10 protein-coding genes and 1 tRNA gene are annotated in these 12,881 nt (G+C 68.3%); 2 read left to right on the top strand and 9 right to left on the bottom strand.

Features of this window, described 5'->3' with window-relative positions:
* Window positions 1-23: 23 nt before the first annotated feature.
* Window positions 24-1,208, bottom strand: coding sequence for a zinc-dependent metalloprotease (locus tag BM150_RS08010; RefSeq protein WP_092925568.1), 1,185 nt, complete (start codon window positions 1,206-1,208; stop codon window positions 24-26).
* Between the two features lie 137 nt (window positions 1,209-1,345).
* The gene (gene dacB / locus BM150_RS08005; protein WP_245755353.1) at window positions 1,346-4,075 is read right to left on the bottom strand and encodes a D-alanyl-D-alanine carboxypeptidase/D-alanyl-D-alanine endopeptidase; all 2,730 of its coding nucleotides are present in this window, start codon (window positions 4,073-4,075) and stop codon (window positions 1,346-1,348) included.
* Window positions 4,076-4,536: 461 nt separating this feature from the next.
* Between dacB and BM150_RS08000 the strand changes: the two genes are divergently transcribed.
* Window positions 4,537-5,025 (top strand): inorganic diphosphatase, encoded by a 489-nt coding sequence (locus tag BM150_RS08000; RefSeq protein ID WP_092628268.1) that lies wholly within the window; start codon window positions 4,537-4,539, stop codon window positions 5,023-5,025.
* A gap of 298 nt (window positions 5,026-5,323) precedes the next feature.
* Here BM150_RS08000 and BM150_RS24060 read toward each other — a convergent pair whose 3' ends face one another.
* The 6 genes from BM150_RS24060 to BM150_RS07970 form a co-directional block, all read right to left on the bottom strand.
* Window positions 5,324-5,803: a hypothetical protein gene (locus tag BM150_RS24060; RefSeq protein ID WP_175496731.1), complete on the bottom strand. Its 480-nt coding sequence runs from the start codon at window positions 5,801-5,803 to the stop codon at window positions 5,324-5,326.
* A gap of 280 nt (window positions 5,804-6,083) precedes the next feature.
* The gene (locus BM150_RS07990) at window positions 6,084-6,917 is read right to left on the bottom strand and encodes a DUF4231 domain-containing protein (RefSeq protein ID WP_245755352.1); all 834 of its coding nucleotides are present in this window, start codon (window positions 6,915-6,917) and stop codon (window positions 6,084-6,086) included.
* 901 nt (window positions 6,918-7,818) lie between these two features.
* The gene (locus BM150_RS07985; protein ID WP_139219473.1) at window positions 7,819-8,499 is read right to left on the bottom strand and encodes a VOC family protein; all 681 of its coding nucleotides are present in this window, start codon (window positions 8,497-8,499) and stop codon (window positions 7,819-7,821) included.
* Between the two features lie 187 nt (window positions 8,500-8,686).
* Window positions 8,687-9,151 carry an NUDIX domain-containing protein gene (locus BM150_RS07980; protein ID WP_092925564.1) on the bottom strand — a complete coding sequence of 155 codons (465 nt, stop codon included), beginning with the start codon at window positions 9,149-9,151 and terminating at the stop codon, window positions 8,687-8,689.
* A gap of 144 nt (window positions 9,152-9,295) precedes the next feature.
* Window positions 9,296-9,691 (bottom strand): DUF3224 domain-containing protein, encoded by a 396-nt coding sequence (locus BM150_RS07975; protein ID WP_092925562.1) that lies wholly within the window; start codon window positions 9,689-9,691, stop codon window positions 9,296-9,298.
* Window positions 9,692-9,877: 186 nt separating this feature from the next.
* Window positions 9,878-9,954, bottom strand: a tRNA-Thr gene (locus tag BM150_RS07970).
* Window positions 9,955-10,057: 103 nt separating this feature from the next.
* Between BM150_RS07970 and BM150_RS07965 the strand changes: the two genes are divergently transcribed.
* Window positions 10,058-11,608: a hypothetical protein gene (locus BM150_RS07965; RefSeq protein ID WP_092925560.1), complete on the top strand. Its 1,551-nt coding sequence runs from the start codon at window positions 10,058-10,060 to the stop codon at window positions 11,606-11,608.
* 10 nt (window positions 11,609-11,618) lie between these two features.
* Here the strand turns inward: BM150_RS07965 and BM150_RS07960 are convergent, their stop codons facing one another.
* On the bottom strand, window positions 11,619-12,863 hold the full coding sequence (locus BM150_RS07960) for a DNA polymerase III subunit delta' (protein ID WP_092925558.1): 1,245 nt from the start codon (window positions 12,861-12,863) through the stop codon (window positions 11,619-11,621).
* Between the last annotated feature and the right edge of the window lie 18 nt (window positions 12,864-12,881).

Here is a 12,881-nt window from a genome sequence, read left to right as displayed (position 1 = left end):
AGCTCGCGGGCGGGAAGTCCCGATCAGCCGTGCACCCGCCGCAGCCAGGCGGGCGGGTCCGAGAGCTCGGAGCGGGTGGGCAGGTTGTCAGGTTCCTGCCATACCGCGTTGAATCCCGTCATGCCGACGGCATCCACCACCCTGCGGGTGAACTCGGCCCCCTTGGCGTACTGCTTGATCTTCGCGTCCACCCCGAGCAGGCTGCGCAGCACCCGGTCGAAAAGACCTCCACCGGCCCGGCGCTGGGTGAACCGCTCCCGGATGGTGTGCACACTGGGCACCACCCGAGGCCCCACCGCGTCCATGACGTGATCCGCGTGTCCCTCCAGCAGAGTGGAGATGGCCAGAATCCGGTCCAGCGCCGCACGCTGCCGCGGACTCTGCAGCAGCTCGACCACTCCGAGCATTCCGGGGCTGGTGTCACTCCCACCCGTCCGCGCCGCCCGGAGCTCACGAGCCGCCGCGGGCAACCTGCCGAACAGCTCACCGGTGGAACCCTCCATCTCGGTGAACAGTTCGCCGATACTGCGGGAGAAGTGCTCGCGCAACCAGGGGACGGCGTTGAACTGGAGCCGGTGGGTGGACTCGTGCAGACAGACCCACATCCGGAAGTCGTCCTCGGGAACGCCGAGTGCGCGCTGCGCGGCGACGATGTTGGGGGCGACCAACAGCAGCCTGCCCGGATCGCCCGACCCCGACTCCGCGGGAGCGAACGGATCGTACTGGCCGAGAACCTTGGTGCCCAGGTAGGCGAGCACGAGACCGGCCTGCATCCCGGCACCACGGCTGTTGACGGCGGCCAGCACCGGATTGACCTCGTCCCGGTCCTCACCCCCGGCTCCCGCCAGCGCGGTGTCGGTCAATTCGGCCATCCCACGAGTGGCGCCCCGCAACCAACCCGGTCGGTCCACCACGTCGCCCGGGGCCACCGGAAGATCGGTGCCCAGACCGGTCAGTTCCCGGACGTGTGTCTCGGCGCTGACGCTGAACTCCCGGAGCGAGGCAACGACGCCGTCGGCCTCGGAACGCGAGATCTCCGGGCCGGGGCCGAGCAGCCTGCTCGCGGTGGCGACAGCGGTGTTCCAGTCGACGGCGTCGCCGCTGCCGTGCCCGGAGACGTACCCGTCCCGGCGGTGCTGACTCGGTCGGGCATGCCTGGCCGAATCCCGACGTAGCGGCGCTGACAGCGCGGACGCACGAACAGTCACGTTTCCGACAGTACCCGTGCGGACATCACACGGCGAATCTCCGTTTCGCGCCCCACCACTTCCAGCCCCCGCCACTTCCAGTCCCGCCACTTCCAGCCGTCACGAGCGAGCGGCGGAAGCGGAACCGGGCAGCTCGCTCAACGGCAGCCGCAGGTACGCAACGCGGCCGCCAGTTCGTCGATCACCGGGCGTACGGAGACGGGATTCCGCCCGTTGGACAGGAACGCGAACGCCAACAGCCTGCCGTCCCGAGTGACGACGGTGCCCGCCAGGGCGTTGGTCCCCGTGAGTGTTCCGGTCTTGGCACGGACCCACCCGCTGCCCTCGGCGGCGTCGCCGTCGTAGCGCCCGGCCAGACCACCGGTTCCGCCGGCCACGGGAACGGAAGTCAGCAACGGCCGCAGTCTGGCGGAACGACCCGAGGGACTCTCGACGGGAGCGCTCGCGGTGCGCATTATCGCGCCCAGGATCCGGGCGGGCAGCTCGTCGGAGGCGGAGAGCCCGCTGCCGTCGACGATGTCGACACCGGTCAGATCGAAACCGTTCTCGCTCAGCACGGTGCGGACCGCCCGGACGGCTCCGGAGAACGACGGTTCGTTGCCGGTGGTGATCGCGACCTGCCGCGCGAGGGCCTCGGCGAGCACGTTGTCCGAATCCCGCAGTGTTTTGCGCACCAGATCCCGCAGCGGCGGCGACTCGACCTCCGCGAGGGTGGAGGCCCCCGAGTCGACGGTGGTCCTGCTGACAGAGCTGGTGGGAGCTCCCAGCCTGGAGGCGAGCTCACGGGCCGCGTCCAGCGCCGGTTCATCGCTGCGTGAACTGACCTTGCTCTTGGGGTCCTGACGCCCACCGTCGAGCATCACCGGCTGGATCGGGGCGACATATCCCCTGGCCACGTCCGCCGGATCCCAGCTGTCGGCCAAGCCCGGTCCGCTGTAGCGGCTGACGTCGACCTTGACCGACTCGATGTCGCCGGAAGTGGTCGACCGGATTCGCTCCACCAGTTCGTCCAGCCTGGCCGCACCGGGATAGACCGAACTCTCCCCCTCGGGCAGTGCGGACAGCGTCGGATCACCGCCCCCGACCAGCACTATGCTGCCGGGTTCGCTGCCGCGCACGACCTTCGTGCGGAACCGGAAATCGTGGTCGATAGCCAGCAAGGCCGCCGACGCGGTGAGCAGCTTGTCGGTGGAAGCGGGAACCAGCCCCTGGTCGGGGTTCCGTTCCCAGAGGGTCCTGCCGGACCTGGCGTCACGGACCACGGCTCCGAAGTCCCCGAGCACCGGATTCGAGGCGATCTCTTCCAACTTGGCTTCGACGCCCTGTTCGGTCGGTAGGGGGGCCGAGGCGTTCAACCCCTTGACATCGGGGCGCAGCGAGACCGGGGCGGGCGGATCGGCACGGGGGTTCAACACGTCACCGAACCAACCGGAACCGCGGAACACCAGCACCGCGGCGATCGCGATCACGCCGAGCAGGGCCACCGCCGAGAGCACGAGCGTCCTGCGGCGTCCACGGGGCGGGGGTTCACCGGAAGCCGCGGGAACGGCCTCGCCGGATTCGGGGCTGTCGCCGTCGAGGTCGCCGTAATCGTCGTGATCGCCGTCGTGGTGGTCGCTGTCGTGGTGGTCGCTCTCGTGGTCGTCGTGGTCGAGAGCTGCCGCGGTACCGGTGGTGGGGTTCTCCTCGGATCCCCTGGCGGCCGGTTCGGCGGTGTCAGCTGGGTGAGCTGCCTCGGTACGCGGTGCGGGCTCGGCAGGCTGGGAAGGCTCGACGGGCTGGGAGGTCTCGGCGGATCGAGAGGCGTCGACGGGATGAGCGGTGCCGACCTGGTGCGGACCGACCTCCTGGTCGGCCTGTTCGTCCCGCCGGGGCAGCAGCTCTTGCTCGACGGTTCCGGCCTCGTCGTACTCCCCGTCCCGGGGAAATTCCCCGCCCCGCGCGGAATGCGGAGACGCGCCTGGTTCCCACGGGGTCGCTTGCCCCCCGGCACGGCCGGGATCCTGCCGAGGAGGCCACGCGGAAGTCGTTTCCGAGCCGATCGGGATATCGAAATCGGCGGGAGCGGCCGGACGAGCCGGACCGGGATGCCGACTACCGGTGGGAGCACCCTGCTGTTCACCAGCGGCGTTTCCCGACTGGTGATGTCTCTGCTGTGCGGTGAACCGCTCGGTTCGCTGCTCCAACCGCTCGCGGTGTTCCGCCGGATCCGGTTCGGCGCGCGGCCACCCGGGATCCGCGGCGGGAATGCGCGGCATGCGGATGGTGGGGGGATCGGTGGCGGGAGCGGAGCCGGGGGCCGGACTCCCGCCGGCCTCCTGGTCACGCTGGCCCGATTCCTGCCCGCACTGCTCGGAGTCCTGCTCCTGTTGACCAGAGTCCTGCCGCTGCTGGTCGGAATCCTGCCTCGACTGGTCCGGCTCCTGCTCAGTGGGACGGATCGCGCTGAAGCGCTGGGTGCGTTCGACCGCGGCGGGATCCTGCTCCGGCCACTCCGGCTCCGAGTCGGAGGTCTCCGATGTCGGCTCGGTGGTCGCGGGCCGGGGCTCCTCCTGCTGGTGCTCCTCCTGCCGGGAATCCTCCTGCCGGGAATCCTCCTGCGGAGAGTTCTCCTGCCGGTGCTCCTCCGACTGGGATTCCGGTGACTGCGCATCCGACGACTGGGCGCTCTGCGCCTGGGTGGAGTGCTGCTCGGGATCCTCCGCGGGCCATTCGAACGAGTCCTCCGGCTCCGGGACGGTGTCGGACGTCTCGGTCTCCGGAAAGCCGTCGGAGAAGTCCGCGGGGAAGTCGCCGGTGGATTCGGCGGACGATGCCGCGTCGTCACGACCGCCCGTCCCAGCCCGTGATTCCTGGGGTTCGGGCAAGTGCTCCTCCTAGCGACTCTCACCGGCTCGCGAATGCGATCTCGCACACTGTGTGCGGCTGGAACGGCTGACTTGTCCCACACTAGTTGCGTCCGTGGGAGTGGTGGACGAGGCCACACCGGAAACGGTGCGGACCGCTGAGCGAGAACCGCCGAGGACTGTCGCCGTGCGCGCCGGTCAGGCCGGAACGGCCGGGCGGCGATCACGGCGCCGGGTACTCCGGCCGGAGCGTGCACCCGCTGCGAGCTGGGATTATCCGACCCCGCGAGCGGTTTTCAAAGCCGGTTCCTAGGCTGTAGTCATCACTCCACCGGTGGTGGTAACGGTTCGGACACGATCCACTCCGATCCGATTCCACGCCGGATGGTCCGCCCCAGGGCGGGCGATCGGGGACTCCCCGAGCAACGGCCGGGAACGGCACCATCGCCGTCCGAAACATCACTAGGACGAATGAGGAACGCGTGGACTTCGACGTCACGATCGAGATCCCCAAAGGGGAGCGCAACAAGTACGAAGTGGACCACAAGACGGGCCGTATCCGTCTCGACCGGACGCTGTTCACCGCCACCCAGTATCCGGCCGACTACGGGTTCATCGAGGAGACCCTCGGCGAGGACGGGGATCCGCTGGACGCGCTCGTGCTCATCCAGGAGCCGACCTTCCCCGGTTGCCTGATCAGCGCTCGCGCCATCGGCATGTTCCGGATGCGCGATGAGAAGGGCGGCGACGACAAGATCATCTGTGTGCCCGCCGACGATCCGCGGCAGGAGCACATGCGCGACATCCACCACGTGCCGGAGTTCCACCGGCTGGAGATCCAGCACTTCTTCGAGGTCTACAAGGACCTGGAACCCGCCAAGAGCGTCGAGGGCGCCACCTGGGTCGGCCGGGACGAGGCCGAGGCGGAGATCAAGAAGTCGTACGAGCGGGCCAAGGAAGAGGGCCACTGAGTCTTCGGACTCTCCGTTCGGCTCGTCGGGACGCCCCCACGGCGGCGGACTCACCACCCGACCGTGAGCGGTTGCCCCGACATCGAGCGGGCACCCGCACCACTCCGGGGAGCCCACCGGGAGTACCGCTGTGGCAGTGGCCACGGGGCCGGACCACGCGGCGGGGCGTCCGGTGCGGGAAGCACCGAAGGAACGCTCCGAGCCGGTGAGGCAGCAGGAAGGTCCCCGCCGAGCGATGGCGGGGACCTTCCTGTGTGCCGTAGTCCCTGTCGTGCCGTCGGTCGCGACGGGGGACCGTTCAGCCAGCGATACCGCTGACCACGTCACCGACGGGCAGCCCGGCGAGGTTGCTGCTGGAAGTCGGCGCGGGACGAGTCGAGGACTGCTGGGCCTGCTGGGGCTGCTGATCCTGCTGTGACGGGTTCTGCAGCATCTCGTCCGGAACGCCGTTCAGCTGCTCCCCGTTGAGCAGTTCACCTGAGATGTGACCGTTCTGCACGGCTTCCTTGAGCGGGTCACCGTCGGTGGCTCCGGCGGCGTCGGTGGCTCCGGCGGCATCGCGGCCGGCCGGGATGCCCTGCGAGGGCACGACATCGCCGATGGCCTGCTGCGCGGAATGCAGCGTCGCGGCGGTGTGGTAGGTGGTCTTGGCCACGTTGTTGTCCACCGGCAGCTCGGCGGGCAGCTCCGGGCCGTCCGCGGCGGCGGTACCCGCGAAGCCGATGGCGCCGACGCTTCCCGCCACCAGGGCGGTCACCGTGGTAAGAGTGCGTTTCATCGCCTTGGTTCCTCTCTGCACAGGTAACTGTCCCCCACGCCGGGCAAAGACTACGGAAATCACTCTCAACACGATTCAGCGAACCCTAGTAGCGGTTTTCTCGTACGGCGAGTAACGAAAATTGCCACACAAGCTCGAAAACATGCCGCCACTAACACGATCGAGCTATGCATTTTCATCGCACACCGTATGAGAGCATCCTGAGCTCTCGGGGCGGAACCAACACCGCGTCGAGCATGACGCCGGGTCACGGATCGTGCTTCGGTCCGCGACCCGGCACCTACACGAGCGCGTCCGGCAGCATCGCGGGACCGACCTGCTGCTGGCGTTTGGCGTGCTCGTCCAGCAACACCTCCGCCTCGTGGGCGAATTCCGCGTAAGCCGCCTGCTCGCTGTCGAACCGGCGATACTTGCCCACCCGGAGCTCTACCGAATGGTATTCACGTTCCAGCGCGTCCGCGGTCTGCTGCAGGTTGATCCCTCGTTCGCGGTACTTGGCAAAGCCGGACAGCGCGGCGGTCAACGCGACCAACAAGCTCGCCCCCACCACGGCCCAACGGACGTCGGCCATCGTGACCGAGACCGCCGCGATCACCGAAGTCACGATCGCGCCGGAAATGATCACGACTTGCAAGGTGTTGTGCACACGACGAAAACACCGGGCCTGCCTGCGATAAGCACGAATCGCGTCGGGCAGGTAGGCCCGATAGCGCTTGTGTGCCGCGAGCAGGTCACCGCCGGAGCCGACGTCGTCGAGCGACTGCTCACGTCGAGCCTGGTTCAGTTCGCGCAGTTCGATCGCCATATCGCGTACTTTGAAGTACTGCCGGTAGAGCAGGAAGATCGACCCCACCACGGAGATCACCGGAATCACCGAAACGAGTGTCGACAACCTCCATCCCGGACCCCAGTCCGACGCGAACCAGCTCACGGTCAACGCGACCAGCGCCACGTTGGCGGGAAGTGCCCATACCGCCAACAGGCGTCGTAACAGCAGCGCCCGGTGCACCTGTTCGGAGAGGTCCGCGATGCGTCGGGCGACGTCATCGGGATCTGATTCGGCGGAGAGCACACCTCCCCCGACAATCCCCGTGCTGACCTCGGTACTGCTCATCACACGATCCCTTCACGGCGTCACTGTGATCGAAATAGCTCAACAGCGTTACTGCAATCGGCTGACGGAGTGACGCCCAGAGTGGTCGAATAACGCTACGCATTCAGTCCCCCCGCAGGGCGGCATCGACACCGTTCACCGGCAGTCACCGACCCGTCACATCATCCACGAGACGCCAGCCGCACGGTCAGGCGCGTCACGGACACGGAGCACCCCCGGCACATGGCGAAGTTCGCACGGACACGGGGAAAACATACAATAGGTCCACAATGGACTTACAGTCCACATCCGGATCGCCACGATGGTGACGGCACGTCTCCACCCCGGCGGCACCCCCACGCCCGCCGAGCCATCCCCACGCTAGTGGACCGTCACACCTTACCCGCCCGAACCGAGAACAACGGGGTTTCCCGAAAAGGGCATCACTCAGTCACTCGCCACACGAACAGATGACATATTCGCCACCCGGAATAAATACGAGCCGACAGAAAACACGAGCCACACCCGCACAGGATCGCGACAATTTCACCTCCGTTCGAACCACCAGTAAGACGTGCCGGTCGAAACCGTCAAACCGAAAGGTGCCATATTACCTGTACAGCGAAAACACAACCAAGCACCCCCGAAAACCGACGGCACGCACCCGAGCGAACCGGCAACGAAAACGAAGATTTTCCGGCGCCCGAATTCAACCGGAGAAGCATTGGACGCGCCAAACGCGGAGCATCGCCCCGTCGACACTCCGGTTAGAATATTTTTCATATCCACCCGTGCGGCGTAGCGCGGAAAAATCTCATGTTTTCTGGGCGATCCGCCCCACCAACCGAGCGGACACCGAGACACCGGCGGTGGCGTATCCGCGAAGCTCGCGCTCACGAAAGCACCTCGGAGACACGGCCGATCAGCCAACGATCACCGTGCAGGTGTCACTCGGTCGAAACTCCCCCGGGGTTCCGAGATCCCTCAACCACACCGCGAGCGGCAGCGGTCCGCTGTGCCGCATCCCGTCCGGCACCCATACCCGCCCGGTCCGCACCAGGATCAGCAGCCCCGTTTCATCCCCCACCGGGTCGAAGTTTGCAGAACTCGGGCCGAACGAGGTGACGCCGAAGCGACGTTCCAGCTCAGCGGCGGTCGCGGACACATCGTCCACCGCGACAGCGACCTCGCTGATGGAGACGATGTGGTCGGGCCCGAAGCCCTCCGACGCCGGGAGGTGTCGCATCCGCCTCCGGGCGATCAGCTCCAGCACCTCGCCGTCGGGGCCGAGGAAGTAGACCGAACGCGAGTTCCAGCCGGCGGGGCCCTCGAACTCGTGCTCGCCGGTATCGGCGGAACGCAGCAGCGGCACGCGTTCCGCCAACCACGAGACCGCGGCGTCGAAGTTCCGCGCGGGGACGTCGAAGGCGAGGTGGTGTGCCGCCGCCGTCGCGGGGCCCTCGGTCAGCCACAACTCGCTGGAACCGAGCGTGACGCGGGCGGAAGCGTCGCCGTGCGAGACCGGCAACCCCAGGAGATCGCGGTAGAAGACCACCGCCGCCGCGAGGTCACTCACGTGGTGTTCGACCGCCGAGATCCGCATCGCTTCCTCCCCGCGAGGGTACCTACCCATGACTCCGAACCGTTCGGGTTCCACCCGCTCGATCAATTCGGCAACACGGCGAAGCTAGATCTTCGAGCGCGCTCGAAGTCAATGCCACGGTTCCGGCGAGACGTGGCGGAATCCCGCACCTTAGACGTGCACGGCGCCTTACCCCGGTGTGCGGCTACTACCCGAACACCGGCTCGCCGTGTTCGAGGTAGACGGCCCCACCCAGCTCACGAGCCGTGAGAGCCCCACGCAGCCTGCGGGCCAACCTCGGGATCAGGTACTCGTCCAGGTCGACCACCGGGACCCACTCCCAGTGGTCCAGCTCGTCGAAGTCGAGCCGGATGCGCTGTTCGTCCTCGGCCAGCTCCCCGCAGTCGAAGACCCAGAGCAGCTTGTCGGGCTCGCTGTCGGTGGGTGCCCAGTCCACGACCAGTATCCGACTCGGATACCGCCGAATCCCCAGCTCCTCGGCCAGCTCCCTGGTGCACGCCCGCGCGGGTGACTCACCCGGCTCGACGTAACCACCGGGGATGTCCCACCGGTTGCCGTAGGTCTTGCGGACGAGCAACACCTCTCCGCCCGCAGCGACGAACAGCGCACCGGCCGCCATCCTCGAAACGGTCGTCCCGTGCTCGTCCGTCATGGGAAAACCCTATTTTCCGAGGTGCCGGGATGTCGGTGCCGACACCCCGGCGAGTCCGCTCTCGGGGTCGGTGCGCCCGCTGCCGCTCTTCGATCGACACGACGACGGAGGTCCTGTCGGGCTGGTCGGCGGCAAGGGCTCGTTTCAGAGCGTGTACTCCAACCGGAGCAGTCCGTGCTCGAACTCGACGGAGCTGCTCGCTATGCCGGTGAGTTCTCCGGTCCCGGACGTGGGGACGATGGCGCCGTAGGTGCGTTGCTCCGTCCCGTCCGCGAGCCCGCCGTGCTGCAGCACGAAGGTGCCGTGCCGCCCGTCGACCGTGCCCTCGAAACGCTCGGAGATCACGTAGCCACCGCCGGATGCTCCTCCGGCGGTGAGCACCACACCGGTGCCCGTGCCGTCGAGCACGCCCTGGTACCGCTTCCGGATCGAGACCCTGGACAGCCTGGGGCCCTCCACCGGTTCATCGTAGACGGACTCGTCCCACTCCAGAACCTCGAACGGGACCTCGACGGTGCGGCTCTCGTGTTGATCGGTCATGGGCCGAAGCTATCGGTCGGCACCGACATCACGGGGTTTTCGGGGCGTCACGGGGTTTTCGGGATCAGCCGCTGCGGTGGGTGTCAATCTCTCGCGAAATCGCCGAGCGGGGTGAGGCGGCGAGGTGAACCGAGCCGAAACGAGAACCGACCGTCTCCCGCATCGCGGAAAACGGCCGGTCACCGGTGGAGCCGCCTAGGGGAGTCGAACCCCTGACCTACGCATTACGAGTGCGTCGCTCTGACCGACTGAGCTAAGGCGGCGAAACCGCGTACAAGTGTAGCGGGTACGTGAACGTCACCCGCAGCCCCCCGGCTCGTTGAAGGGTGGAGTGATGACGATCACGGGAATACCGGAAGGTGCTGGATGCGCATATCCCCTGTCCACCGGATCGCGATCTGTTCCGCCGTCTCGTTCGCCGTCGCGTGTCTGAGCCTTCCCGCCGCGACCGCGCAGAGCACGCCCCCGGAAACCCCCACTCCCTCCCCCGAGTTCCCGGGCCAGCCTCCCGGGCGGAGCGAGCCGGAGAACCCGGTTCCCGGACCGGTGGTCGCCGAGGCGGGCACCGGCATCGGCCTGCTGCGGGTGCTGCCGAACGCGGTGCCGGGCGAATCGATCCTGGACGCGCCCGAGTTCGACGAGCAGTTGCCCAGGCAGGCGCTGGTGGAGACCGGGATGGGCCTGGCAACGGCCAAGGCCAACTCGAAGGCGTACCTCGCCCAGGAGCACGCGATCGCCGAGTCCGCACCGTTCGGATTCGCAGTGGGAGGCAACGCGCCCGCACTGCCCGGCTCGCTGGCGCAGACCGCGGTACCCGATAACGCCGAGCCCAGGACCAGAGGTCTGGAACCACCGTCCACCCCACTGGACAAGTTGCTCGACCTCGGCCTGCTGAAAGGCAACGTGCACGCCCGCTGGGACGAGAAGCTCGGCCCCTGCGTGGAACCGATCGCCGACGCCGAGACCACGCTGGCGAGCATCTCGGCGCTGAACGTGCTGCCCTCGCTGCAGAGTCGGGAGGACGAACTCGCCGAGAAGGTCTCCAGCGGTACGAGTGAGCTCGCCGCAGCCGATGCCGGGGCGCTGCGCGACGGGTTGAACCGGTTGGCCGGCCCGCTCGAACGGCTGGGGGGACTGCTGGGAGGTGCGGGAAGCTCCGACGCGTCCGGCTCGGTACTGCGGGTTCCCGAGATCATGCACGCCCGCTCCAACGTGCGACTGGTGGACGTGGCGGGGCAGGACAACAAGGCGGTCCGCTCCACCTCACGGTTCGACGTCGCCAGCATCCGGCTGTTCGCGGGGACCTCGCAGGAACTGCGCATCGACATCGTCAGCCAACCCACCCTCACCGCCACGGCTACCGGCGACCCGAAGACATCCACGGTGGATTACAGTGCGCCGGTACTGCGGGTCAGTCGCGGGGGCGAGGAACTGTTCACGTTGGACGCGGCCAACCCCGAGTTCGAACTTCCGATCGGTATCCCGCTGCCCACCTCGGGCATCGACTCCGACGTTCCGCTGGTCGGGCACTCGGGCGAGTCCGGGGTACTGGACATCGGGGTGCTGCGGCTCAGCCTCGGTGAACTGACCAAGCGAACGGACGGCACCGCGGTACGCGCGGGAGCACGGCTGCTGGACCTGAAGATCCTGCCGAACGAGCTGCTCGGCTTCTCCAGCGCACTCGCCCAGATCTCGTTCGGCGAGCAGTTCGCCAGGGCCAACGCGCCGGAGGGCGGTGTCGACTGCTCGACCTCGACCCAGCCACCGACCACCACCCCACCGGCTTCCGGGGGCGACTCCCCACCGCTGGCGAAGACCTCGGGGGCCTACCACGCGGTGCCGCTGTTCTGGACCGGAACGGCCCTGTTGCTGCTGGGTGCGGTGCTGGTGGCGGCACTGCCGCGCCGCCGGGGATGAGCGTCCGGGATCACCGGTGGAGTTCGGCGGCCAACGCCTCCACGGCGATGATCGGTTTGACGTTGCGGTCCAGCGCGGTTCGGCAGCGCAGCACCGCTTCCAACCGACGCAGGGCGGTCTCGGAGGTCCACTCCGCGGCCGCCCGGCGTGCCTGGCTCGCGAAATCGGGGTGGTTCAGCGGCACCTCGGCCCCGAAGCCGAGGGCCAGCACGTCCCGGTAGAACCCGGCGAGATCGACCAGCGCCAGGTCCAGCGCGTCCCGCTGTGACCGGGTGGCGCGGGCCTTCTGCTTCTTCTCCAGTTCCTTCAACGCCGCGTTGGCGCCCTTGGTGGCCGAGGAGGTCCCCTTGCCGGTGCCACCGGCACCCATCGCGGTACGCAGCTCCTCTTTCTCGGCCTCGTCGCGCGACTGGTTGGCCTCGCCGGCCTCGGTCTCGGCGGCGCGGACCAGCCCGCTCGCCTCGCTGAAGACCTCGGACAGCCCGCGCAGCCCGAGCGGGATGCGCAGCACGGCCTCGCGGCGTTCCCTGGCCTGCTGGTCGGTGGCCAGCCGACGAGCACGATCGACGTGTCCGCCGCACACCGAGGCCGCCCAGTCGGCCATGGATCGCTCGACGCCCTCCCGGTGGTGCAGCACCTCGGCGATCGCCTCCGTGAGCGGGGTGCGCAACTGCACGCCACGGCACCGGGAGCGGATGGTCACCGGCACGTCGGCGGGATGGTCCGAGGGCGAGCACAGCAGGAAAACGGTGCGCGCGGGGGGTTCCTCGACCGCTTTGAGCAGCGCGTTCGCCGCGCCCTCCGTGAGCCGGTCGGCGTCCTCGATGAGCACGACCCGCCAGTGACCGGTGTTGGGACGTCGGGCCGCGGCCTGCACCAGCGAACGCATCTCGGCGACCGAGATCGAGAGACCTTCCGGGACCACCGTGGTGACATCGGCGTGAGTGCCCGCCAGTGCCGTCTCGCAGGCGACGCACTCGCCGCAGCCGACCGTTCCCGGATCGGTGCACTGCAACGCTCCCGCGAACGCGCGAGCCATGACGGGATGTCCCGACCCCGGTGGACCGGTGAACAGCCAGGCGTGGGTCATGGCTCCCGTGGCGGTGTCGCGCCCCGCCAGCCGGTCACGCGCCGCCCGAGCGGCCTCGCGCAAGGTGCGCACGGCTTCGGGCTGGCCGACGACCTCGGCCCAGATGCCCTCGGACTCCCGCTCGGCGACGGCCCCGGCCGTCGGGGCCGCTGTCTCGCTTGCCATCGCCGGTACCTCGAAACC

Origin of the sequence: Actinopolyspora alba (assembly GCF_900112765.1) — a bacterium.
In the GTDB taxonomy this organism is placed as follows: domain Bacteria; phylum Actinomycetota; class Actinomycetes; order Mycobacteriales; family Pseudonocardiaceae; genus Actinopolyspora; species Actinopolyspora alba.
Note: the sequence above shows the minus strand (reverse complement) of the source record. Positions and strands in the feature narration are given on the sequence as shown.